Annotated in this window: 19 protein-coding genes, 1 other RNA gene and 1 pseudogene; 13 read left to right on the top strand and 8 right to left on the bottom strand. The window is 66.6% G+C overall.

The window, feature by feature from the left end:
* Window positions 1–193 precede the first annotated feature (193 nt).
* The 4 genes from ACV22W_RS18495 (at window position 194) to ACV22W_RS18480 (ending at window position 3,311) form a co-directional block, all read left to right on the top strand.
* Window positions 194–1,087: a glutamate/aspartate ABC transporter substrate-binding protein gene (locus ACV22W_RS18495; RefSeq protein WP_448020910.1), complete on the top strand. Its 894-nt coding sequence runs from the start codon at window positions 194–196 to the stop codon at window positions 1,085–1,087.
* Between the two features lie 84 nt (window positions 1,088–1,171).
* Window positions 1,172–1,912: an amino acid ABC transporter permease gene (locus ACV22W_RS18490; protein ID WP_059535316.1), complete on the top strand. Its 741-nt coding sequence runs from the start codon at window positions 1,172–1,174 to the stop codon at window positions 1,910–1,912.
* Complete coding sequence (gltK, locus tag ACV22W_RS18485) at window positions 1,912–2,589, top strand: glutamate/aspartate ABC transporter permease GltK (RefSeq protein ID WP_448020908.1); 678 nt, start codon at window positions 1,912–1,914, stop codon at window positions 2,587–2,589. Before ACV22W_RS18490 ends, gltK begins: the two co-directional genes overlap by 1 nt.
* Window positions 2,586–3,311, top strand: a complete 726-nt coding sequence (locus ACV22W_RS18480; RefSeq protein WP_059465398.1) for an amino acid ABC transporter ATP-binding protein — start codon at window positions 2,586–2,588, stop codon at window positions 3,309–3,311. Before gltK ends, ACV22W_RS18480 begins: the two co-directional genes overlap by 4 nt.
* Before the next feature lie 126 nt (window positions 3,312–3,437).
* Here ACV22W_RS18480 and ACV22W_RS18475 read toward each other — a convergent pair whose 3' ends face one another.
* Entirely contained in the window at window positions 3,438–8,672 is a 5,235-nt protein-coding gene (locus tag ACV22W_RS18475) for an autotransporter outer membrane beta-barrel domain-containing protein (RefSeq protein ID WP_448020906.1), read from the bottom strand.
* Window positions 8,673–9,269: 597 nt separating this feature from the next.
* Window positions 9,270–10,187 (bottom strand): class II glutamine amidotransferase, encoded by a 918-nt coding sequence (locus tag ACV22W_RS18470; RefSeq protein WP_059535322.1) that lies wholly within the window; start codon window positions 10,185–10,187, stop codon window positions 9,270–9,272.
* A 202-nt stretch (window positions 10,188–10,389) separates the two neighbouring features.
* On the opposite strand from ACV22W_RS18470, the gene pyrC reads away from it, so the two are divergent.
* The 3 genes from pyrC (at window position 10,390) to rnpB (ending at window position 12,753) form a co-directional block, all read left to right on the top strand.
* The gene (pyrC, locus tag ACV22W_RS18465) at window positions 10,390–11,454 is read left to right on the top strand and encodes a dihydroorotase (RefSeq protein WP_059689071.1); all 1,065 of its coding nucleotides are present in this window, start codon (window positions 10,390–10,392) and stop codon (window positions 11,452–11,454) included.
* The gene (locus tag ACV22W_RS18460; protein ID WP_448020904.1) at window positions 11,451–12,329 is read left to right on the top strand and encodes a DUF3025 domain-containing protein; all 879 of its coding nucleotides are present in this window, start codon (window positions 11,451–11,453) and stop codon (window positions 12,327–12,329) included. The genes pyrC and ACV22W_RS18460 overlap by 4 nt, the downstream gene beginning before the upstream one ends.
* A 12-nt stretch (window positions 12,330–12,341) precedes the next feature.
* Window positions 12,342–12,753: RNase P RNA component class A (gene rnpB, locus ACV22W_RS18455), an RNA gene on the top strand.
* Window positions 12,754–12,823: 70 nt separating this feature from the next.
* Here the strand turns inward: rnpB and ACV22W_RS18450 are convergent.
* Together ACV22W_RS18450 and ACV22W_RS18445 are read right to left on the bottom strand one after the other, a co-directional pair.
* A complete protein-coding gene (locus ACV22W_RS18450; RefSeq protein ID WP_082721941.1) occupies window positions 12,824–13,288 on the bottom strand; it encodes an OsmC family protein in 465 nt (154 codons plus the stop codon).
* Between the two features lie 449 nt (window positions 13,289–13,737).
* Window positions 13,738–14,040: a hypothetical protein gene (locus tag ACV22W_RS18445; RefSeq protein ID WP_448020902.1), complete on the bottom strand. Its 303-nt coding sequence runs from the start codon at window positions 14,038–14,040 to the stop codon at window positions 13,738–13,740.
* Window positions 14,041–14,355: 315 nt separating this feature from the next.
* Between ACV22W_RS18445 and rplM the strand changes: the two genes are divergently transcribed.
* From rplM to erpA, 3 genes are all read left to right on the top strand, one after another.
* A complete protein-coding gene (gene rplM / locus ACV22W_RS18440) occupies window positions 14,356–14,784 on the top strand; it encodes a 50S ribosomal protein L13 (RefSeq protein ID WP_009687896.1) in 429 nt (142 codons plus the stop codon).
* 11 nt (window positions 14,785–14,795) lie between these two features.
* Window positions 14,796–15,188 (top strand): 30S ribosomal protein S9, encoded by a 393-nt coding sequence (gene rpsI / locus ACV22W_RS18435; RefSeq protein WP_011883283.1) that lies wholly within the window; start codon window positions 14,796–14,798, stop codon window positions 15,186–15,188.
* Between the two features lie 207 nt (window positions 15,189–15,395).
* Window positions 15,396–15,767 carry an iron-sulfur cluster insertion protein ErpA gene (gene erpA, locus ACV22W_RS18430; RefSeq protein ID WP_059451991.1) on the top strand — a complete coding sequence of 124 codons (372 nt, stop codon included), beginning with the start codon at window positions 15,396–15,398 and terminating at the stop codon, window positions 15,765–15,767.
* A 102-nt stretch (window positions 15,768–15,869) separates the two neighbouring features.
* Here erpA and ACV22W_RS18425 read toward each other — a convergent pair whose 3' ends face one another.
* On the bottom strand, window positions 15,870–17,018 hold the full coding sequence (locus tag ACV22W_RS18425; RefSeq protein ID WP_448020900.1) for an anhydro-N-acetylmuramic acid kinase: 1,149 nt from the start codon (window positions 17,016–17,018) through the stop codon (window positions 15,870–15,872).
* Between the two features lie 142 nt (window positions 17,019–17,160).
* Here ACV22W_RS18425 and tyrS point away from each other — a divergent pair, with 142 nt between their 5' ends.
* Genes tyrS through ACV22W_RS18410 form a run of 3 tightly spaced genes read left to right on the top strand, consistent with a single transcriptional unit; the run spans window position 17,161 to window position 19,543 of the window.
* Window positions 17,161–18,402 carry a tyrosine--tRNA ligase gene (tyrS, locus tag ACV22W_RS18420; protein WP_448020899.1) on the top strand — a complete coding sequence of 414 codons (1,242 nt, stop codon included), beginning with the start codon at window positions 17,161–17,163 and terminating at the stop codon, window positions 18,400–18,402.
* Window positions 18,399–18,857 (top strand): D-aminoacyl-tRNA deacylase, encoded by a 459-nt coding sequence (dtd, locus tag ACV22W_RS18415; protein ID WP_006759921.1) that lies wholly within the window; start codon window positions 18,399–18,401, stop codon window positions 18,855–18,857. The genes tyrS and dtd overlap by 4 nt, the downstream gene beginning before the upstream one ends.
* 23 nt (window positions 18,858–18,880) lie before the next feature.
* Window positions 18,881–19,543 (top strand): histidine phosphatase family protein, encoded by a 663-nt coding sequence (locus ACV22W_RS18410; protein WP_448020897.1) that lies wholly within the window; start codon window positions 18,881–18,883, stop codon window positions 19,541–19,543.
* A gap of 51 nt (window positions 19,544–19,594) precedes the next feature.
* Here ACV22W_RS18410 and ACV22W_RS18405 read toward each other — a convergent pair.
* The 3 genes and pseudogenes from ACV22W_RS18405 to ruvB all read right to left on the bottom strand — a co-directional run.
* Window positions 19,595–19,732 (bottom strand): annotated as a pseudogene (locus tag ACV22W_RS18405) (ParB/Srx family N-terminal domain-containing protein); the annotation flags it as partial.
* A 57-nt stretch (window positions 19,733–19,789) separates the two neighbouring features.
* A complete protein-coding gene (locus ACV22W_RS18400) occupies window positions 19,790–20,743 on the bottom strand; it encodes an oxygenase MpaB family protein (protein WP_448020896.1) in 954 nt (317 codons plus the stop codon).
* A gap of 23 nt (window positions 20,744–20,766) precedes the next feature.
* Window positions 20,767–21,834, bottom strand: coding sequence for a Holliday junction branch migration DNA helicase RuvB (gene ruvB / locus ACV22W_RS18395; RefSeq protein WP_448020895.1), 1,068 nt, complete (start codon window positions 21,832–21,834; stop codon window positions 20,767–20,769).
* Window positions 21,835–21,938 lie beyond the last annotated feature (104 nt).

Below are 21,938 nucleotides of genomic sequence, written 5' to 3'. Positions count from 1 at the left end.
ATTGTGTGCATGAACCCTCGCGGGCGGTGCCGAATCCGGCGCCGCCCGCGTGCGCATTCAGGCGCCGCCAAGGGCGCGCGAAGCCGGGAGGACGGCTTCGTTCAGGACGATTCGTAGTACGGTAAACAACCAGTACTTTCAAAAATATTACTTTGATACACTGGCGCGGGTTTTAGCCAAGGAGATGACCAAAATGAAATACCAGAAGGCAGTCCTGATGGTCGCGGCGCTGTGCGCGTTCGCGAGCGGCGCGCATGCACAGGAGACCGGCACGCTGAAGAAGATCAAGGACACGGGCGTGATCTCGCTGGGTCACCGCGAATCGTCGATTCCGTTCTCCTACTATGACCAGAACCAGCAGGTCGTCGGTTATTCGCGCGAATTCCAGATGAAGGTCGTGGACGCGGTGAAGAAGAAGCTGAACCTGCCGAACCTGCAGGTCAAGAACATCCCGGTGACGTCGCAGAACCGCATCCCGCTCGTGCAGAACGGCACGGTGGACATCGAGTGCGGCTCGACGACCAACAACACGGAGCGTCAGCAGCAGGCCGCATTCTCCGACACGATTTTCGTGATCGGCACGCGCCTGATGACGAAGAAGGATTCGGGCGTGAAGGACTTCGCGGACCTGAAGGGCAAGACGGTCGTGACCACCGCCGGCACGACGTCCGAGCGCCTGCTGCGCAAGATGAACAACGACAAGCAGCTGGGCATGAACATCATCAGCGCGAAGGACCATGGCGACTCGTTCAACACGCTCGAGTCGGGCCGCGCGGTCGCGTTCATGATGGACGACGCGCTGCTCGCGGGCGAGCGCGCGAAGGCGAAGCAGCCGGGCGAGTGGGTGATCGTCGGCACGCCGCAGTCGGAGGAAGCTTACGGCTGCATGATGCGAAAGGGCGATGCGGACTTCAAGAAGGTCGTCGACGACGCGATCTCGCAAGTCGAGAAATCGGGCGAGGCCGCGAAGATCTACGCGAAGTGGTTCGAGAACCCGATCCCGCCGAAGGGGCTGAACCTGAACTTCCCGCTGTCCGATTCGATGAAGAAGCTGTACGCGAACCCGAACGACAAGGCGCTCGACTGACCACGCAGCCGTTGACGCAGAAATGACGCTACTGAAACGGAAGAGGCTTCGCTTCTTCCGTTTCTTTTTGCTGGAGTCTTGCCCATGTCTTACCACTGGAACTGGGGCATCTTCCTGAGCCCCGTCTCGACCGGCGAGCCGACGACTTACTTCGGATGGCTGATGTCCGGATTCTGGGTGACGATCGAGGTGTCGCTCGTCGCCTGGGTCGTCGCGCTGATCGTCGGTTCGCTGTTCGGCGTGCTGCGCACGGTGCCGAACAAATGGCTGTCCGCGATCGGCACCGTATACGTGTCGATCTTCCGGAACATCCCGCTGATCGTGCAGTTCTTCGTCTGGTACCTCGTCGTGCCCGAACTGCTGCCCGCGTCGATCGGCACCTGGATCAAGCAGTTGCCGCCCGGCACGCAGTTCTTCACCGCGTCGATCATCTGTCTCGGCCTGTTCACGGGCGCACGCGTCTGCGAACAGGTGCGCTCGGGGATCAACGCGCTGCCGAAGGGCCAGCGCGCGGCCGGCCTCGCGATGGGCTTCACGCAATGGCAGACGTACCGCTACGTGCTGCTGCCGGTTGCATACCGGATCATCGTGCCGCCGCTCACGTCCGAGTTCCTGAACATCTTCAAGAACTCGGCGGTCGCGTCGACGATCGGCCTGCTCGACCTGTCCGCGCAGGCCCGACAGCTCGTCGACTACACCGCGCAGACCTACGAGTCGTTCATCGCGGTGACGCTCGCGTACGTGCTCATCAACCTCGTCGTGATGGCGTTCATGCGCTGGATCGAAGGCCGCACGCGGCTGCCCGGCTACATCGGAGGCAAGTGATGCATCAGTTCGACTGGAGTAGTATTCCCGGCGCGATCCCGACGCTGTGGACGGGGGCGATCGTCACGTTCAAGATCACGCTGATCGCGATCGTCATCGGCATCGTCTGGGGCACGCTGCTGGCGCTGATGCGGCTGTCCGGCGTGAAGCCGCTCGAGTGGTTCGCGAAGGCATACGTGACGGTGTTCCGCTCCATCCCGCTCGTGATGGTGCTGCTGTGGTTCTTCCTGATCGTGCCGCAGGTGCTGCAGGGCGTGCTCGGGCTGTCGCCGACGATCGACATCCGGCTTGCGTCGGCGATGGTCGCGTTCTCGCTGTTCGAAGCCGCGTATTATTCCGAGATCATCCGCGCCGGTATCCAGGCGGTGCCGCGCGGGCAGGTGAATGCCGCGTTCGCGCTCGGCATGAACTACGCGCAGGCCATGCGCCTCGTGATCCTGCCGCAGGCGTTCCGCGCGATGGTGCCGCTGCTGCTCACGCAGGCGATCGTCCTGTTCCAGGACACGTCGCTCGTGTACGTGATCAGTCTCGCGGACTTCTTCCGCACGGCCGCCAACATCGGCGATCGCGACGGCACGACCGTCGAGATGGTCCTGTTCGCGGGTGCATGCTATTTCGTGATTTGCTCGGTGGCGTCTGCCCTCGTCAAAGGTCTCCAGAAAAAGGTCACAAGATGATTTCCATCAAGAACGTTTCGAAGTGGTACGGCCAGTTTCAGGTCCTCGCCGATTGCACGACCGAGGTGAAGAAAGGCGAGGTGGTCGTGGTGTGCGGCCCGTCGGGCTCGGGCAAGTCGACGCTGATCAAGACCGTGAACGGCCTCGAGCCGTTCCAGCAGGGCGAGATCCTCGTGAACGGCCAGTCGGTCGGCGACAAGAAGACGAACCTGTCGAAGCTGCGCTCGAAGGTCGGGATGGTGTTCCAGCATTTCGAGCTGTTCCCGCACCTGTCGATCACCGAGAACCTGACGCTCGCGCAGATCAAGGTGCTCGGTCGCGGCAAGGACGAAGCGACCGAGAAGGGCATGAAGCTGCTCGATCGCGTCGGCCTGAAGGCGCATGCGCACAAGTTTCCGGGGCAGTTGTCGGGCGGCCAGCAGCAGCGGGTCGCGATCGCGCGCGCGCTGTCGATGGACCCGATCGCGATGCTGTTCGACGAACCGACGTCCGCGCTCGATCCGGAGATGATCAACGAAGTGCTCGACGTGATGGTCGAGCTCGCGCAGGAAGGGATGACGATGATGGTCGTCACGCACGAAATGGGCTTTGCGAAGAAGGTCGCCCATCGCGTGATCTTCATGGACAAGGGCGCGATCGTCGAGGACGATCGCAAGGACGATTTCTTCTCGAATCCGAAGTCGGATCGCGCGAAGGACTTCCTCGCGAAGATCCTGCACTGAACGCTCGTGCGTCGCGCGCTCCGTGCGCGCGGAATGCGCAAACCGCCCGGCCGAACGCCGGGCGTTTTTTTTTCGCCTGTTGCCCGTCGGTCACCGCGGGCGAAGGACGGATTCCGGCACGGGGCGTTACCAGCTGTAGCGGTAGCCGACCTGCCCGGTGACGCCGCGCCGGTAATCGCCGCCGAGGTTGCGCGCATATTTCACGTTCGCGTACAACTCGCCCGACTTGCCGAAGCCCGCGGTCACGCCAAGGCCGAGCTCGTACCACGTGCGGCCCAGGTGCGTCGCGAACGGCGTGCCGCCGACGACGGTCTGGCCCGGCGACAGGAAGTCGTGCAGCACGTCGGCCGTGAAATACGGCGTCGCGGCGCCGCCGCCCGCGTTCGCATCGAGGTTCGGCCGGAAGATGCGCACGCCGACGCGTCCGCGCAACGCACTGGTCGTCGTGCCCGACACGGCCGACACGTTGTCGTTGAACCCGTTCAGCTTCAGGTACTGGTACATCAGTTGCGCCTGCGGCTCGACCGCGATCGGCGTGCCGCCGATCCCGAACGGCTTGCCGACCTCCTGCGACAGTGCGATGCCGAAGCCGTTCTGCGATGCCTCGTTGCCGTAGCTGTCGCGATAGCGGTTGCCGTAGTGCGTGACCTGGCCGACGCTGTCGAAGTAGGTGCCGTCGGACAGGTAGCGCGTCCAGTAGCCGCCGATGCTCTGCGCGTGCATCTCGACCGAGCCCGTCGACGTCGACAGGCCCGCCGTGCCGGCGCGTGCCATGTCGCTGAAGCTCGCGTTCGCGCCGCCGATGCTCGCCGTCACGCCCGCATGCGTGCTGCCGCCGGCCGGCGCCTGGTCGAGCGTCCAGTCCTTGCCGAACTGCGCGAAGAACGTGCGCTCGTCGGCCGCGAAGCGGCCCGCGTTCGCATCGAGGCTCTGTCCGCCCACGCGGCCCCAGACGCCGTGGCGGTTGCCCGGCGCCTGCTTCTCGAGGTTGTAGATGTCGCCGACGCGCTCGTGCAGCTTGCCGAGCGTCGAGAAGCCGTAGTCCGCGTTCAGCAGCGGCGTCATCGCATAGCCTGCAACGCCTGGACGGTACGCGAGATTGCCGCCGCCGTTGATGACGTTCGGGCCGACCGGATCGCCCGGGTCCGTCGGGTCGAGTTGCGAGCGCAGATACCAGCCGTTCGCATCGCTCTGGCCGCCGCGGTAGAGCCGGTATTCATATGCGCCTGCCTGCACCGGGCCCGCGAGATGGAACGCCGATGCGGAGGTCGTGCCGCCGTTGGTCGTGACGACCACCGGAATGCCGTCGCCCGTCGTCTGCGCGCCGGTTCCGGCCGTGTTCGCGACTTTCAGCCCCGTCGTGCCCGTCGCGGCGCCGCCGTTCACGATCAGCCGGTCGGTCGGCGATGCATCGGCGCCGAGATAGGTGTTCAGCGCGATCGTGCCGCCGTTGCCAACATAACTGCCCGTCGTCAGGGTCCGGTAGCTGCCTGCCGCCGCCGGCGCGCCGGACGGCGCGGCGAACGCGACCAGACCCGCGTTGTTCAGGCTGCTCAGCACGGAGCTGCCGGTCATGTGCCACGTGCTCGTGCCGTCGACGGTCAGCGCGACCGGGTCGATCTTGCCGGTGAGGGTCGTGCCGTTCGTGAGGAACACGTTGCCGGTGCTCGACGCGTCCGACACGATGTCGCCGGCGAGATTCACGGCCGATGCGTTGAAGGTTGCGGTGCTGCCGTTCGCGAGGTCCAGCAGCGTGCCGTTGCCGGCCGTCACGACGGTGCCGTTGCGCACCGCGATGTCGACCGTGCCGCCGCGCGCGGCGAATGCCGGCCCGGCGATGGACGCGACGCTGCCGCCGTCGACGAGCACGGCGCTGGTCGCGCCGGTCGCGAGCGTGTCGGTGCTCAGCACGCCGGCCGTCGCGCCCTCGAGCGTCGTGCCGGTCAGCGCGAGCACGCCGCCGCCGTCGACCGTCGCGCCGTTGCCGGCCGCGCTCGCGATCGACGAACCCGTGTCGCCGATGCGGCCGCCGTTCCGTGCGACGAGGCCGTCGGCCGCCGTGCCCGCCGCGGACACCTTCGCGCCCGACAGCAGGGCGGTCGCGCCGCTGCCCGCGACGATCGCGTGCGCGCCGGCGCCCGTCGTCGCGACGGTCGTACCGCCGGCCGCGAGCGTCGAATCCGTGCCCGTCACGAAGAGGCCGCGCGCGTCGTCGCCGGCGGTGCGCACGACGGTCGCCGCACCGGTCGCGATGCGCGCGCCGGCGCCCGTCGACGACAGTCCGTCGGCGCCGTTGCCGGTCGTGCCGATCTGCGTGCCCGACAGCACGATCGTCGTGTTCGCGCCGAGGTTGTCGATGCCCTTGCCGGCGCCGCCCACCGCGATCGACGTCGCGCCGGCCGCGATCCCGCCGCCCGATACGGTCGAGTCGATCAGCACGCCGTCGGCGTTGCCGTTCGCGACGACGGTGCCCGCGCCCGACAGCGCGACCGACGCGCCGGACCCCGTCAGGTGCACGCCGGCGATGCCGTCGTCCGCCTCGATCGTGCCCGCGTTGGCGAGCGTGGCCGACGCGCCCTGCACGAGCGCCCCGGTGCCGTTCGATACGCGGATCGCCGATGCGTTGTTCACCGTGCCGAGCGTGCCGGCCACGACCCCCGTCGAGCCGGCGCCGGTCAGCAGCACCGTATTGCGGTTCTCGAGCGTGCCGAGGTTTTGCGCGACGAAGCCGGTCACGCCGGCCGTCGACGACGCGACCGCCGCGTTGTTGGTCAGCGTCGTCGCCACCGGCGTACCGGCGTTCGCGCCGCTGAGCGCGTGTGCCTGGCCGTCGACGGTGCCCGCGATCGCGCCGGCTGCTTTCAGGCCGATGGTCGCGCCCGAGTCGATCGTGCCCTTCGCGCCGCCTTCGACCGCGACCGCGATGCCGTTCGCGCCGTTGACGTTGTAGGTGGCGTGGCCGGTGGACAGCGTCGTGCCGGCGCCCGTCGCGAGCACGCCGCGCGCGCGCTGGCCGTTCACGTCGGTCGTCAGCGTGCCGGCCGCCGACGCGCCCGTGTAGGCCGCGCCGCCCGCGATGCGGAACAGCGTCGAATCGTCGGTATCGACGCTCAGATGCTGCGCGGCGACATTGATCTTCGAGCCGGCGCCGTATGCGTAGAAGCCGGTCTGGTTCGTGCCCGACATGAAGGCCGGCACGGCGTTGGCATCGACGTCGATCGTCGCGCCCGAGCGCGCATGGACGCCGATCGCGCCGTTGCCGGTCAGGTTGAGCGCGCCGTCGACCGTGGCCTTCGCGCGCGGCCCTTCGGCCCACACGCCGTAGTTGCGCGTGTCCGACGCCGGATCGAGCCCGCCGGCCACGTTGATCGTGCCGGTCGACGTCGCGGCCGTCGCGGTCGCACCGGTGCCGACCACCATGATGCCGATGCCGTTCACGCCATTCAGCGTGATCGTGCCCGTGTTGGTCACGGTCGCGGCCGTATTGGCCGCGAGCATGCCGACGTTGGCGAACGGCGTGCCGGGTGCCGCGCCGTTCACGACGATCGTGCCCGCGTTGCGCAGCGTACCGGACGTCGAGTCGATGCTCGCCATCCCGGCGCCGTTTTGCGTTTGCGAGCCGATCACGATCGAGCCGAGGTTGCTGGCGGTGCCCGATGCGCCGAGCAGGATCCCGTAGGAATGCGCGGACAGCGCGACGTCGTTCGCCGCTGCCCCCGGTCCGTACTGGGCCGCGCGGCCGAGATAGATTGTGCCGCCGGCCGCGTTCGTGAAGGTGCCGCCGGCCGCGAGGCCGCCGATCACCTGGCTGTCGAGCGTCGTCGCGTTGACGCCGACGTTGATCGTGCCGGCGTTCGACGCGTTCGCACCGCTCGTCACGGCCACCGCGTAGTTCTGCAGGTCGGGGCGGTTGCCGTCGAGCGTCCACGCGCCGACGTTCATCACGCCGTTGTTGACGAACGAGGTGCCCGTGCCGCTTGCATACACGCCGTTGCCCTCGGTGTACGCGTGGAAGCCGAAGTTGTCGGGCGGCGCGCTGCCGCTCGTGTCGAAATTGTCGCCGGACGCGTAGCCGGACGAGATCGTGCCGTTGTTGACGCCGCTCGCGCCGCTCAGCAGGCGCACCAGCGTGAAGTCGCCCGACAGGCGGCCGTTGTTGACGAAGTGCGCGCCGTTTTCCGCGAGGACGGCCGAACTCGACGCGATCGTGTTGGTGCCGCGGAAGTCGATCTGGCCGTCCTTGCCGATCTGCAGCGTCGCGTTCGCGCCGGTGCCGTGCATGGCCGACAGGTGATCGATCGGCAGCGTGTTCTTGTCGCCGGCGGACACGTTGTTCGCGTACTGGAAGGTTTCCTTCGAGAACGTGACGGCCTGGCCGAATGCCGTGTCGTAGGCGGCCTGCGAGCCGAGCGCGCCGCTCTGGACCGAGCGCACCAGGAAGTCGTTGTACGCGGCGAGCGATGCGGCGTCGGTGACGGTCCATGTGCTGCCGTCGAACGCGGTGAAGGTACCCGCGTAGGCCGGGACGTCGAGCTGGAGATTGCCGACGGCACCGCCGCTCGCGAGATAGTCGCCGGTGCCGAGCCAGACCTGGTTGCGCGAATTCCAGTTGACGACGCTCTTTGCCGAGCCGGTGCCGTCCGCGAAGGTCAGGTCGGTCTGCTTCGGCGCGATCGAGATCGCGTTGCCGGCCGCGTCGGGCGCGTTCGCGGGGTTGCCGATCGACACGTTCAGCGTGCCGCCGGTGTTGTCGACGGTGCCGATTCGCAGGTTCACGTACTGGTCGCCGTTCACGTCGTGGTAGACGGGCACGTTGGTCGAGCCGGCCGTCGACGCGGCGAACGCGGACGAGTTGTACGTGGCGATCGACGTATGGGTGCCCGTGATCGTGTCGGGCGTGCTGACGCTCTGCGTCTTGCCGCCGAGCGACAGCAGCGGCTGGTTCGGGTCGCCCGACACGATGGACGTATTGCCGATCGGCGTGAGCGTATAGCCGGGGTCGCCGGCGGCGCCCGTCCATGCACCCGTCACGCCGACCGTGTCGCCGCCCGACACGGTCGTGGCGCCGGCCCGGTTGTCGTTGACGGTCGGGCGGACGCTGCCGAGCGCGCAACTGCCGTCGCTTGCGACCGCCGAACCATCCCCGCAGGTCGATGCGTACGCGGAGCCGGCCGACAGCGCGGCCAGCGCCGCACCGAGCGCGGCGACGCGCAGCGGCGAGCGGCGGATCGCCGTGCGGCCGGCACGGCGGCTTGCGGCCGAGCGGCTGCCCGAACGCTTGCCGCGCGCCCGAGCCGTTTCCGCAACCGCGACCCAGCAGCCGGCGGCTTCGCTCCATATCGATCGAAATGAGTGATTCACGACAAGCCCCTCTCTCTTTATTTGAACTGGTATTCGCCGTATGCGGCGAATGCGCATTCCACGGTGACGTGTATTTCGAATGGGCGTGCGGCAGCCGGGGCTGCGTCGAGTGCCAATCAGGATGCGTTACACCGAAGATGGAGCGAGTCTACTAATCGACGGGGCGGTCGATTGTCGGAAAATCAAGATATGTAGGGATGGTAACGGTATGGGGTGGTATTTCTGAATTGTGTGGCTAATCGAACTGAAAGCCTTGGTGGGGAAGGGTTTGGCAGGTTTTTCTATAGACCGGCCGGAATCGTCCGGTCGGTGGGATAACGCACGGTCGGTATTTGGTTTGTACTTTATTCTATGGTTTCCAGATTATCCGCTTTCGATCGCTTTTGTCTTTGTTTTTCGTCGATGAATTATTTTTACTCGAAAATTAATAAAATAAAAGCGAATGTTGTATGTCGTTGATCGCGTGCATCTAATGGCGATCTGAATGAAACGTGTAACGTCATCGGGCGCAGACTTTCACTGCCGGGGATCGCCGGGTCGTGACGTTCGCACACACGCGGATGGCGGGAAAGGCGGGCGCCCGACGGCGCGGCGCACTCAGAAGTCGATCGGGTCGTCGGCGTCGTCCGCGGTGCCGGCCGCCAGCGCCTCGCGCCGCACACCGCCGCACGGCGCGGACGCCGATGCGTCGAGCGCCGGGTTGCGCAGCTTTTCGAGCACGCGTTCGGGCACCGGGATCTGCATCCGCGCGGCGACGTCGCCGCACTGGAACATGATCAGCTCGCCCGGTTCGAACGAGGTCCAGATTTCGTTGTCGGTCAACGGCTGCGTGGCGATCACCGCGACGCGATCCTCGGGCGTCGTGTATTTCGCGAAGTCGATCGACAGGTCTTCGTCGACCAGATGCGCGGTCGAGAACGGCCAGCGCCGCACGAGGTAGTGCAGCCGCGTCGAGCAGTGCGCGAAGAGCGCCTGGCCGTTCGACATCAGGAAGTTGAACACGCCGTGATCGGTGATGCCGCGCGTCAGCTCGCCGACGCGCTCGAACAGCTCCGGCAGCGGCGGCTGCGCGCCGGGGAACGCTTCGCGCAGCCCCTGCATCAGCACGCAGAACGCCTTCTCGCTGTCGGTCGTGCCGACCGGATGGTAGACGCTGCCGTCGAGGTCGGGTTCGTAGTCCTGCAGATCGCCGTTATGCGCGAAGATCCAGTGCCGCCCCCACAGCTCGCGCATGAACGGGTGGCTGTTCTCGAGCAGGATGTGGCCCTGCGTGGCCTTGCGGATGTGCGCGATCGTGTTCTTCGACTTGATCGGATAGCGCTTCACCATTTCGGCGATCGGCGACGTGGCCGACGCCTGCTGGTCGATGAACAGGCGACACGCCTTGTCCTCGAAGAACGCGATCCCCCAGCCGTCGGCGTGGTGATCGGTGAGGCCGCCCCGGGCCGCGAAACCTGTGAAGGAGAATGTGACGTCCGTCGGCGCGGCGCAGTTCATTCCTAGGAGTTGGCACATTTTACTTGGGGCGGGGGCGGAAGCGGGGTAACCAACCGGGTGAACCCCGGTACAATGTGGCTTCTAGCATATCACCGAGCCTTGAGCGGTAAAAAGCGGATTCCGCCGGCCGAAGGCCTCGTGTTGCGGTTTGCCGTCAGTCGGCCCGCGCACGTGCGTTCCGGCCCCGCAGATGGCCAGCCCGTTCCTCACGACGCCTCCTATGACTGCCTCGAACGCTTCCTCTCCGGCGACGCTCACGCTCGCCCGTCCCGACGACCTGCACCTGCACCTGCGCGACGGCGACATGCTGGCCGCGGTGCTGCCGCATACGGCGCGCCAGTTCGCCCGCGCGATCGTCATGCCGAACCTGAAGCCGCCCGTCACGACCACCGCGCAGGCGCAGGCCTATCGCGAGCGAATCCTGGCCGCGCTGCCGGCGGGCATGGCGTTCGAGCCGCTGATGACGCTGTACCTGACCGACAACACGGCGCCCGACGAAATCCGCCGCGCGCGCGACAGCGGCTTCGTGCACGGCGTGAAGCTGTATCCGGCCGGCGCGACGACGAACTCCGATCACGGCGTCAGCGATCTCGCGAAGTGTGCGAAGACGCTCGAGGTCATGCAGGAAACCGGCATGCCGCTGCTCGTGCACGGCGAGGTGACCGATCCGGCGATCGACATGTTCGATCGCGAGAAGGTGTTCATCGACCGCGTGATGACGCCGCTGCGCCGCGATTTCCCGGGCCTGAAGGTCGTGTTCGAGCACATCACGACGAAGGACGCGGCCGACTACGTGCGCGACGCCGACGCGGCGCCGGGCCTGCTCGGCGCGACGATCACGCCGCAGCACATGCTGTACAGCCGCAACGCGCTGTTCGTCGGCGGGATTCGCCCGCATTACTACTGCCTGCCGGTGCTGAAGCGCGAAACGCACCGCGTCGCGCTCGTCGAAGCGGCGACGTCGGGCAACCCGCGCTTCTTCCTCGGTACTGACAGCGCGCCGCACGCGCGCGGCGCGAAGGAAACCGCGTGTGGGTGCGCGGGCTGCTACACGGCGCTGCACGCGCTCGAGCTGTATGCGGAAGCGTTCGACCAGGCCGGCGCGCTCGACAAGCTGGAGAATTTCGCGAGCCGCTTCGGCGCCGATTTCTACGGGCTGCCGCGCAGCACCGAGACGATCACGCTGCGCCGCGAGACCTGGGAACTGCCGCGCGAGGTCTTCGCAGGCGATACGCCGGTCGTCCCGCTGCGCGCCGGCGAAACGATCGGCTGGAAGTTCGCGTGACCGGCACGCCGCCGCGCGGGGCCGGCCTGACGGCTGGCGGCGGGGCGGCGGTATTCGCGCAGATCGACTGGTCGGCGCCGTGGCTCGCGCCTTACGCGGCGCCCGGTCGTACGCTGCAGGCGGCGGCGCTCACGGGCGAGACCGCGCTGCTCGATGCGTTGAACGGCGCGCTGCGCGGCGGTACGCGGGCGAGCGGCCGAGGCCGGCCGCTGCGCTTCGTGCCGCAGGCGGAGCTGCCGCCAGGCATCGCATACGAAACGCATATCGCCGACACGGGCGGCGTCCCGACCCGCCACAATCTTCACGACTTCTTCAATGCGCTCGTCTGGTTCGCGTATCCGCGCACCAAGGCCGCGCTGAACGCACGCCAGGCCGCGGCGATCGACGCCGCGGGCGGCGTCGGTCCCGTGCGCGGCACGCTGCGCGATGCGCTCACGCTGTTCGACGAGAACGCCGCGCTGTTCGTGACGGCCGACCGTGCGCTCGCCGACGCGCTGCGTGGCTTCAACTGGCAGCAACTGCTGGTGGCGGCGCGCGACGCGTGGGGCACGCGCTGCGAGGCGCGGCTCGTCGGCCATGCGCTGCTCGAGAAGCTCGTCGTGCCGTACAAGTCCTGCACCGCGCACACGTGGATCGTCGAAGTGAGTGACGACTATTTCTCGTGGCCCGACGCGCAGCGTGCCGCGCACGTCGATGAGCGGATCGCCGGCGAACTCGCGACCCGTGACCTGACGAGCCGCGATTTCGCGCCTCTCCCGGTGCTCGGCGTGCCGGGCTGGTGTGACGCGAATGCCGTGCCCGCGTTCTACGACGATCCGGCGGTTTTCCGCAGCGGCCGCCGTTCGCGCGCTGCCGGCGGCGGCGCGCAGTGCTAGAATGCGCGTCGCAAAGCAGGCTAGGCAGTCGCGGCCTCGCCGCCTTCGGGCAGGCGAGGACGAGGAAAGTCCGGACTCCACAGGGCAGGGTGATGGCTAACGGCCATCCGTGGCGACACGCGGAACAGGGCAACAGAAAGCAAACCGCCGATGGCCCGGCGCAAGCCGGGATCAGGTAAGGGTGAAACGGTGCGGTAAGAGCGCACCGCGGCGACGGCGACGTCCGCCGGCACGGTAACCTCCACCCGGAGCAATTCCAAGTAGGCAGGCGCGCATTTTCGGATGCAGGACGGTGCCCCCGTCTCGTCTGCGGGTAGGAAGCTTGAGCGCGTCAGCAATGGCGCGCCTAGAGGAATGGCTGCCACGCGCCGTGCGCTTCGGCGTGCAGCGTGCACAGAATCCGGCTTATCGGCCTGCTTTGCCGCTCGAATGCGAAAGGGCCGGCGCTCCGTCAGGAGCGCCGGCCCTTTTTTTCATGCGTGGCCGCCGGGCGTTCAGGCCGCGACGATGTCGAACGAATGCGTGAGCTCGGCCGTCTTCGCGATCATGATCGACGCGGAGCAGTACTTGTCGTGCGACAGGTTGATCGCGCGCTCGACCGTGGCCGGGTTCAGGTTGCGGCCCGTGACGGTGAAGTGGAAGTGGACCTTCGTGAACACCTTCGGATCTTCGCTCGCGCGTTCGGCCTTCAGCGTGACCGAGCAGCCGGTGACTTCCTGGCGGCTCTTCTTCAGGATCAGCACGACGTCGTACGCGGTGCAGCCGCCGGTGCCGACCAGCACCATTTCCATCGGGCGCGGTGCGAGATTATGGCCGCCGCCTTCCGGTGCGCCGTCCATCGCGACGAGGTGTCCGCTCCCGGTCTGAGCGGAAAACGCCATGCCGTCCTGACCCATCCAGCTTACTTTGCATTCCATGCTTGCACTCCAGCGTTGCCTGATTCGAATTCGATCATGCATTGTAGCCCGCAGTGTAACGGTCGGCTGATGCGCTGCACGACGCGCAACGTCGCGCCGCTGCAAGCGGCGCCTGGCGGCGCGCCGAACGCCGATTTCCCTGCCTGCTTTAGGGGTTTTGCTCTAGATGCGGCAGACTTCCGGTTGCGTCCTTGTTTCCCAATCGGTTGATTTCAAAAGAGAAAACGCGATTTGACGGCGAAATCCATCATATTCCGCATTATGGTTATGGATTTCGCAATGCAGATTATCTTGTGAAGTCGCCGGCGCATTCGTATAATGAGCCTCATTGGTTGTCGCGCTGCGGCAACCTCCGCATGTCTCCTCCACCCTCCTCCTAAGGTGGATTAAGCCCGAACCAGCCGTTCGGGCTTTTTTTCGTCCAATGCAAGCATAGACGCGCAGTTTGCGCGCTTCGATGTCGGTCGTTGACTTCCTGTCTTTGACTCCGTTTACGCGGGCTGTCGTGCGGCTGCCTGCGATGCCGCGCCGGTTGGCGTGTCGGTCGAGCCGGCGGCAGGGGGCGAAACCTGCGCGGCCGATGCGTGGCCATGACCGCGCGCGCAGAAATGGCGTACGCGTTCGCGGACCGCGCGCAGGCGGGCGATGCGATCTTCGGCATGGGCGCCGCGGGCGTCGGCGATACGAGCGTCGAGTGCGTCGAGCTTGGCCTCGCAGCCGGCCCGGGCGGCGACGGCGGGCGCAGCGGCGACCAGCAATGCCGTCGCGAGAAGGGGCGTAAGTCGTTGTTTCATCGTGCTTGTTTGTTGTTCTTCCGTTGTCGGCCGGTCTGGCGGGGCAAGGTCAGGTGCCGCGCGTCGATGGGTGCCTCCCCGGGCGCTCGGTTCGCGCGATATATCGGGGCACGACCTGATTTTGGCCCATTTCGGGCGCCGCCGGCACGGGACGTGGATTCTTTTTGACCGCGCTGCCGTATTTCCTTTATAATTCAGGGCTTTTCCGCATTCATGCCCACGGAAAAAGAACAGGGAGAGCCTGCACCGCGCCTCGAAGCGCACACAGACAAGCAGGAAGAACACATCGGGCAAAGCATTTTTTTTGGATCGATCATGAAGACGTTTTCCGCAAAAGCCCATGAGGTGACGCGCGAATGGTACGTGATTGACGCGACGGATAAGGTTCTCGGCCGTGTTGCCAGCGAAGTGGCACGCCGTCTGCGCGGCAAGCACAAGCCTGAGTTCACCCCGCACGTCGACACTGGTGATTTCATCATCATCATCAACGCAAGCAAGTTGAAGGTCACGGGCAACAAGACTCTGGACAAGAAGTACTACCGTCACTCGGGCTACCCGGGCGGTATCTATGAAACGACGTTCGGCAAGATGCAGGAACGCTTCCCGGGCCGTGCGCTCGAGAAGGCGGTCAAGGGCATGCTGCCGAAGGGTCCGCTCGGCTACGCGATGATCAAGAAGCTGAAGGTCTACGCTGAAGCGACGCATCCGCACTCGGCTCAACAGCCGAAAGCGCTCGAGATCTAAGGGGAGCCCACATGATCGGTAACTGGAACTACGGTACGGGCCGCCGCAAGAGCGCAGTCGCACGTGTCTTCATCAAGGCTGGCAAGGGCGACATCATCGTCAACGGCAAGCCCATCGCTGACTACTTCTCGCGCGAAACGTCGCTCATGATCGTGCGTCAACCGCTGGAACTCACGAACCACGGCCAGACGTTCGACATCAAGGTGAACGTGAACGGCGGCGGCGAAACGGGTCAGGCAGGCGCAGTGCGCCACGGCATCACCCGCGCGCTGATCGACTACGATGCGACGCTGAAGCCGTCGCTGTCGAACGCAGGCTTCGTCACGCGCGATGCACGTGAAGTCGAGCGTAAGAAGGTTGGTCTGCGCAAGGCACGTCGCGCAAAGCAGTTCTCGAAGCGTTAATTCCGCTTCATGGCCGCGCCGCTTCCGGGCGGCGTCCGCCGGAAAAACCGCCAGCTTTCGCGCTGGCGGTTTTTTTATGCCCGCGCGGCGGGGCCCCGCGGGCCGTTTCCTTTACGGAAATCAACAAGAACCTATTGATTTCATGGACATCAGCACGATCTTCTGATCGGCCCTACAATAGCGGCTAAAGCTTTTTGGAGAGTTCGCATGAACGCTGTTACCGAATCCGCAGCAACGACCACCGAAATGCCGGTACCGTTCGTCTTCACCGACGCCGCGGCCGACAAGGTCAAGCAACTGATCGACGAAGAGGGCAATCCCGACCTGAAGCTGCGCGTATTCGTGCAGGGCGGCGGCTGCTCGGGCTTCCAGTATGGCTTCACGTTCGACGAGGAAGTCAACGAGGACGACACCGTGATGAACAAGAACGGCGTCCAGCTCCTGATCGATTCGATGAGCTACCAGTACCTGGTCGGCGCCGAGATCGACTACAAGGACGACCTCAACGGCGCCCAGTTCGTGATCAAGAACCCGAACGCAACGACCACCTGCGGGTGCGGCTCGTCGTTCTCGGTCTGAGCGCACGACGGATCCTGTCCGGTTCGCCGGAATGAAAAACGGGGCATCATGCCCCGTTTTTTGTGCCCACGCGCGGCGCGAACCGCTCCCTCGGGCCGTCTATCAGCGCGGATAGAGCGCGCCTAGCACGCGCGCGTCCGCGGCACCCGTCACGCTCGCGAGGTTGCCGGGCTGGCGCGCGGTGAAGCGATACGCGAGCCACGCGAACGCAAGCGCTTCGACCTGTTGCGGCGGTACGCCGAGCGCGGCCGTCGTATCCACCGTCGACGGCACGCCGGCCTCGCGCAGCGCTTCCGCGAGCGCGGCGAGCAGCACCGGATTGCGGGCGCCGCCGCCGCAGACGAACACGGCCTTGCAATCCGTCGCGTGCTGCGCGACTTCGCGGGCGACCGAGACGGCGGTGAGCGCCGTCAGCGTCGCCTGCACGTGTTCCGGCGCGACTTGCGCGAATGCGGCGAGCTTCGCGTCGAGCCACGCGGGATTGAACAGGTCGCGGCCAGTGCTTTTCGGCGGCAACGCGGTGAAGTAGGGCTCGTCGAGCAGCGCGTCGAGCAGCGGCCCGTGCACGGTGCCGCGCGCGGCGAACTTGCCGCCGTCGTCGTACGGCTTGCCGAGGTGGCGTGTCGCCCATGCGTCGAGCAGCGCGTTCGCGGGCCCGCAGTCGAAGCCGCGCACGTCGCCGCCGTCACCGGGCAGGATCGTGATGTTGCTGATGCCGCCGAGGTTGCAGACGACCCGCGTCTCGCCCGGCGAGCCGAACATCGTCGCATGGAACGCAGGCGCGAGCGGCGCGCCGTGGCCGCCGGCCGCGACGTCGCGACTGCGGAAATCGGCGATCACGTCGATATGGGCAAGCTCCGCGAGCAGTGCCGGATTGTTGAGCTGGCGCGTGTAGCCGCGCTCGGGGCGGTGCCGGACCGTCTGGCCATGCACGCCGATCGCGCGGATCTCGTCGCGCGACAGGCCGGCGGTGCGCTGCAACTCGTGACAGCACACCGCGTAGCGCGCGACGAGCGCGTTCGCCGCGAGCGATTCGCGGTCGATCTCGTTGTCGCCGGGCTGCTGCAGCGCGAACAGCGCATCGCGCAGCGATTGCGCGAAGCCGACGAACGCTTCCGCGAGCACGACCGGCGCGCGGCCGGTCTCGAAACGCACGGCGACGCCGTCGACGCCGTCCATGCTGGTTCCCGACATCAGCCCGAAGTAGATGCCGTCGGCCGGATGGGCGGGTTGCGGATGTCGTTGCGGCACGTTGGGTTCTCCTGGATCGAGCGGCGCGGGCCTGTGCCACGCGCCTTGCGCCCGATTATCCGCGCAACCTGACGCGTCGTTAAGCGATGCACGCGCAAGTTATGGGAAAATCCCTGTCTTTGCGACATTCTTCCCGGCACCGATGAGCACCGAACCCAGTTCCAAGCCTGTTTTCCCGATCACCGACGAAGTCCGCCATGCGCTCGCCGTCACGAAGCGCGGCGTCGACGAACTGCTGATCGAGGAAGAGTTCGCGCAGAAGCTCGCGCGCAGCGCGGCCACCGGCACGCCGCTGCGCATCAAGCTCGGCCTCGATCCGACCGCGCCCGACATCCACATCGGCCATACGGTCGTGTTGAACAAGATGCGCCAGCTGCAGGATCTCGGCCACACCGTGATCTTCCTGATCGGCGATTTCACGTCGCTGATCGGCGACCCGTCGGGCCGCAACGCAACGCGCCCACCGCTCACGCGCGAACAGATCGAGTCGAACGCGAAGACCTACTTCGAGCAGGCTGCGCTCGTGCTCGACCGCGCAAAGACCGAAATTCGCTACAACAGCGAATGGTCGATGCCGCTCGGCGCGGACGGGATGATCAAGCTTGCTTCGCGCTACACGGTCGCGCGGATCCTCGAGCGCGAGGATTTCACGAAGCGCTTTCAGAGCGGCGTGCCGATCTCGATCCACGAATTCCTGTACCCGCTGATGCAGGGTTACGACTCGGTCGCGCTGAACGCCGATCTCGAACTCGGCGGCACCGACCAGAAGTTCAATCTGCTCGTCGGCCGCGAACTGCAGAAGCAGTACGGCCAGGAACAGCAGTGCATTCTGACGATGCCGCTGCTCGAAGGCCTCGACGGCGTCGAGAAGATGTCGAAGTCGAAGGGCAACTACGTCGGCATCAGCGAGAAGCCGACCGACATGTTCGGCAAGCTGATGAGCATCTCGGACACGCTGATGTGGCGTTACTTCGAGTTGCTGTCGTTCCGCGGCCTCGACGAAATCGCCGGCTTCAAGCGCGAAGCCGAAGGCGGCCGCAATCCGCGCGACTTCAAGGTGCTGCTCGCGCAGGAAATCGTCGCGCGCTTCCACTCGCAGGCCGACGCCGAGCGTGCGCTCGAAGATTTCAATCATCGCGCGAAGGGCGGCGTGCCGGACGACATCCCGTCGGTCACGCTCGCGGGCGCGCCGCTCGCGATCGGCCAGCTGCTGAAGCAGGCGGGCCTCGTGCCATCGACGAGCGAAGCGCTGCGCAACATCGAGCAGGGCGGCGTGAAGATCGACGGTGCGACGGTGTCCGACAAGGGCCTGAAGGTCGAGGCCGGCGAATTCGTCGTCCAGGTCGGCAAGCGCCGCTTCGCGCGCGTCACGCTGACCGCATGATCGCGCTGATCCAGCGTGTGAAGCGCGCCGACGTGCGCGTCGGCGACCGCACGACGGGCGAGATCGGCGCAGGGCTGCTCGCGCTCGTCTGCGCGGAGCGAGGCGACACCGAGGCCGCGGCCGACAAGCTGCTCGCGAAGCTGCTCGGCTATCGCGTGTTCAGCGACGCGGCCGGCAAGATGAACCTGCCGGTGTCGAACATCGACGGCGCGGGCGGCGCCGGCGGCCTGCTGCTCGTGTCGCAGTTCACGCTCGCGGCCGATACCAACAGCGGGCTGCGGCCGAGCTTCACGCCGGCCGCGCCGCCCGACGAAGGCGCGCGCCTGTTCGACTATTTCGTCGCGGCCGCGCGCGCGCGCCATCCGGTCGTCGAGACGGGCGAATTCGGCGCCGACATGCAGGTGTCGCTCGTCAACGACGGCCCCGTGACGTTCTGGCTGCAAGTGCGGCCCTGATTCTTGCCCGGAGACGCGCCGCGATGGCCACCACGCAGATTCTGTTCATTCGTCATGGCGAGACGGCCTGGAACCGCATCAAGCGCATCCAGGGCCATATCGACATTCCGCTGGCCGACACGGGGCTCGCGCAGGCGCTGCGGCTGGCCGTCCGGCTCGCGCGGGACGCGCATGAAGGGCAGCGGATCGACGCGATCTATTCGAGCGACCTGATGCGCGCGCAGCAGACCGCGCAACCCTTTGCCGATGCGCTCGGGCTGGCGCTGCGGTTGCGCGAAGGGCTGCGCGAACGTGCGTACGGCGTGTTCCAGGGGCATGACAGCACCGAGATCGAGACGCTGTTTCCGGACGCCTACGCCGCGTGGCAGACGCGCGACCCGGGTTTCGCACCCGACGGCGGCGAGTCGCAGCGCGAGTTCTATCATCGCGTGCTGCATGCGCTCGAGCCGATCGTCGCTGCGCATCCTGGCGGGCGCATTGCATGCGTCGCGCACGGCGGCGTGCTCGATTGCGTGTATCGCTTTGCCAACGGTCTCGACCTGTCGGCGCCGCGCAGCTATCAGTTGCTCAACACCAGCATCAACGTCGTCGATTACGTCGATGGCCGTGCGCAAATCGTGCAATGGGCCGACGTGTCGCATCTGGATACCGCGAGCGACGATGACGGGTATCGCAAGGTACTTTGATGCGGTCATGCCGGTGCCGCCGGCGTGACCGGCCGGGGGCCGCTTTCCATGTCAGGTGCGGTGCGGCAGTGCTTCGCGCGTCCTGTAGCCGAGCGCGTACGCGATCCTGCCGGGCTTGTCGGCCGTAATCGGCTGGCGCAGCTTGTCGAATTCTCCTTTCGGGTACTTCTTGCCGCCATTGATCGCATCGACACCGCGGTCACGGGAATTCGACGGCAAATTGAAATGATCCGGAGAAACGGACCGTCAGGCGGGCGGGGTACCGTCGGGCGGCGTCGCCGTTGCGCGTCGGCGTGCGCGTTTCGAGGCGCCATTGACGAGCGCCCAGCGCAGCACGGGGGCGACCGCCTTGACGCCGGGCCGGACCACCGCGCGTCGCAGCGGCGCGAACGTCGACACGCCGAGCATGCGCTGCGCCCAGTGCGGCAGCAGGTCTATGCCCGCATGCATGATCAGTGACGCGGCCGGCCGTAGCGCGGGCGTAGCGATCGGCACATTCAGCAGGATGTCCATGACGTCGAAGGTGCGTGGCCCTGCTTCGAGTTCGGGCCGCATGCGCGTGAAATAGGCTGCGACTTCCGCACGCGAGCGGGGAACATCCCGGGCGCCGAGCAGTTCGGCGATCAATGCTGTCTCGGCGTAGTAGCCGTCCTGCTCTTCGCCCGACAGCGACGGATTCACATAGCGCAAATGTGCGGCGAGGAAGCTCGATACTTCCGCGACATGCACCCAGGTGAGCAACGCCGGATCGTCGGCTCGGTACGGCCGGCCATCGGGGGCGGTACCCGATACGCGCGCGTGGATTGTCTTTACGCGCTCGATCAGCGCGAGTGCGTCCGCGCGGCTGCCGAACGTCGTGCCGGTAATGAAAGTGGCGGTGCGTCGCAAGCGGCCGAGGATGTCGGTGCGAAACGACGAGTGATCCCAGACGCCTGCCAGCGCGAGCGGATGGAGCGCCTGCAGCAGCAGCGCGGCAATGCCGCCCGTCATCATCGACGTGAAATCGGCATGCACGCGCCAGCAGATGGCGTCGGGGCCGAACAGCCCCGGGTCTCCGGGGGGCGACGACAGGTCGATCGATGGACCGCCGCCGCCGGTCGTCAGGTGCGTAATGCCGGCCACGAGCCGCTTGCGGATCGGTTCGACCCAACGCGGGCCCGGCGTGGGTGTGGCGGGGTGCGGGCTGGGCGGCGTGGTCATGGCAGGCGTGGCGTGGGCGGGGGTTACTTCCCGTCGGAGGTATCCCACATCCCGCGTTCGGTGTTGCCGGCATCGGGCGCGGAGAGCCCGAAGTGGCGGTACGTGAGCAGCGTCGCGACGCGCCCGCGCGGCGTGCGCTGCAGGAAGCCCTGCTGGATCAGGTACGGTTCGAGGACGTCCTCGATCGTGTCGCGCTCCTCGCCGATCGCCGCCGCCAGGTTGTCGATACCGACCGGGCCGCCGTCGAACTTGTGCAGAATCGCCTCGAGCAGCTTGCGGTCCATCAGGTCGAAGCCGACCGGATCGACGTCGAGCATCGCGAGTGCGGCATCGGCGACGGCCGCGGTGATCTGGCCGTCAGCCTTCACTTCCGCAAAGTCGCGCACGCGGCGCAGCAGCCGGTTCGCGATCCGCGGCGTGCCGCGTGAGCGCTTCGCGATTTCCAGCGCGCCGTTCGGATCGATCTGCGCGTTCAGCAGCGATGCCGAGCGCCGCACGATGCGCGACAGTTGGTCGGCATCGTAGAACTCGAGGCGCGCGACGATCCCGAAGCGATCGCGCAGCGGGTTGGTCAGCATCCCTGCACGTGTGGTCGCGCCGACCAGCGTGAACGGCTGCAGGTCGAGCTTCACGCTGCGCGCCGCCGGCCCTTCGCCGATCATGATATCGATCTGGTAATCCTCGAGTGCCGGGTACAGGATTTCCTCGACGACCGGCGACAGCCGGTGGATTTCGTCGATGAACAGCACGTCGTTCGCTTCGAGGTTGGTCAGCAGCGCGGCGAGATCGCCCGCGCGCTCGAGCACGGGGCCCGACGTTTGACGCAGGTTCACGCCCATCTCGCGCGCGATGATGTGCGCGAGGGTGGTCTTGCCGAGGCCCGGCGGCCCGAACAGCAGCACGTGGTCGAGCGGCTCGGAGCGGCGCTTCGCGGCCTCGATGAAGATTTCGAGCTGGCCGCGCACCTTTTCCTGGCCGACGTAGTCGTCGAGCTGGCGCGGCCGCAGCGCGCGTTCGAACACCTCCTCGTGAGACGAGGCGGGCGTGGCGGCGATGATCCGCTCGGCGGCGAGTTTGTCGGTTTCAATCATGCGGCCATTGTACCGCGCGCGGTCACGCGGTCGAACTGGCCGAACGGCCGACTGGTGTGCGCCGCACGGCGGCGCGACACTGGCTGCGACAGCCGGTTCTGGCG

It is taken from the genome of Burkholderia sp. AW49-1 (assembly GCF_053427845.1).
This window is presented reverse-complemented; position numbering and strand designations above follow the sequence as displayed.

What these genes read in the sequence shown, in the direction of transcription:
- ACV22W_RS18495 (WP_448020910.1), top strand. Translation starts at nt 194, where the DNA reads ATGAAATACCAGAAGGCAGTCCTGATGGTCGCGGCGCTGTGCGCGTTC.
- tyrS (WP_448020899.1), top strand. Translation starts at nt 17,161, where the DNA reads ATGAGCACCGAACCCAGTTCCAAGCCTGTTTTCCCGATCACCGACGAA.
- ACV22W_RS18410 (WP_448020897.1), top strand. Translation starts at nt 18,881, where the DNA reads ATGGCCACCACGCAGATTCTGTTCATTCGTCATGGCGAGACGGCCTGG.
- ACV22W_RS18470 (WP_059535322.1), bottom strand. Translation starts at nt 10,187, where the DNA reads ATGTGCCAACTCCTAGGAATGAACTGCGCCGCGCCGACGGACGTCACA.
- gltK (WP_448020908.1), top strand. Translation starts at nt 1,912, where the DNA reads ATGCATCAGTTCGACTGGAGTAGTATTCCCGGCGCGATCCCGACGCTG.
- ACV22W_RS18480 (WP_059465398.1), top strand. Translation starts at nt 2,586, where the DNA reads ATGATTTCCATCAAGAACGTTTCGAAGTGGTACGGCCAGTTTCAGGTC.
- pyrC (WP_059689071.1), top strand. Translation starts at nt 10,390, where the DNA reads ATGACTGCCTCGAACGCTTCCTCTCCGGCGACGCTCACGCTCGCCCGT.
- rpsI (WP_011883283.1), top strand. Translation starts at nt 14,796, where the DNA reads ATGATCGGTAACTGGAACTACGGTACGGGCCGCCGCAAGAGCGCAGTC.
- ACV22W_RS18445 (WP_448020902.1), bottom strand. Translation starts at nt 14,040, where the DNA reads ATGAAACAACGACTTACGCCCCTTCTCGCGACGGCATTGCTGGTCGCC.
- erpA (WP_059451991.1), top strand. Translation starts at nt 15,396, where the DNA reads ATGAACGCTGTTACCGAATCCGCAGCAACGACCACCGAAATGCCGGTA.
- rplM (WP_009687896.1), top strand. Translation starts at nt 14,356, where the DNA reads ATGAAGACGTTTTCCGCAAAAGCCCATGAGGTGACGCGCGAATGGTAC.
- ACV22W_RS18400 (WP_448020896.1), bottom strand. Translation starts at nt 20,743, where the DNA reads ATGACCACGCCGCCCAGCCCGCACCCCGCCACACCCACGCCGGGCCCG.
- ACV22W_RS18490 (WP_059535316.1), top strand. Translation starts at nt 1,172, where the DNA reads ATGTCTTACCACTGGAACTGGGGCATCTTCCTGAGCCCCGTCTCGACC.
- dtd (WP_006759921.1), top strand. Translation starts at nt 18,399, where the DNA reads ATGATCGCGCTGATCCAGCGTGTGAAGCGCGCCGACGTGCGCGTCGGC.
- ACV22W_RS18450 (WP_082721941.1), bottom strand. Translation starts at nt 13,288, where the DNA reads ATGCATGATCGAATTCGAATCAGGCAACGCTGGAGTGCAAGCATGGAA.
- ruvB (WP_448020895.1), bottom strand. Translation starts at nt 21,834, where the DNA reads ATGATTGAAACCGACAAACTCGCCGCCGAGCGGATCATCGCCGCCACG.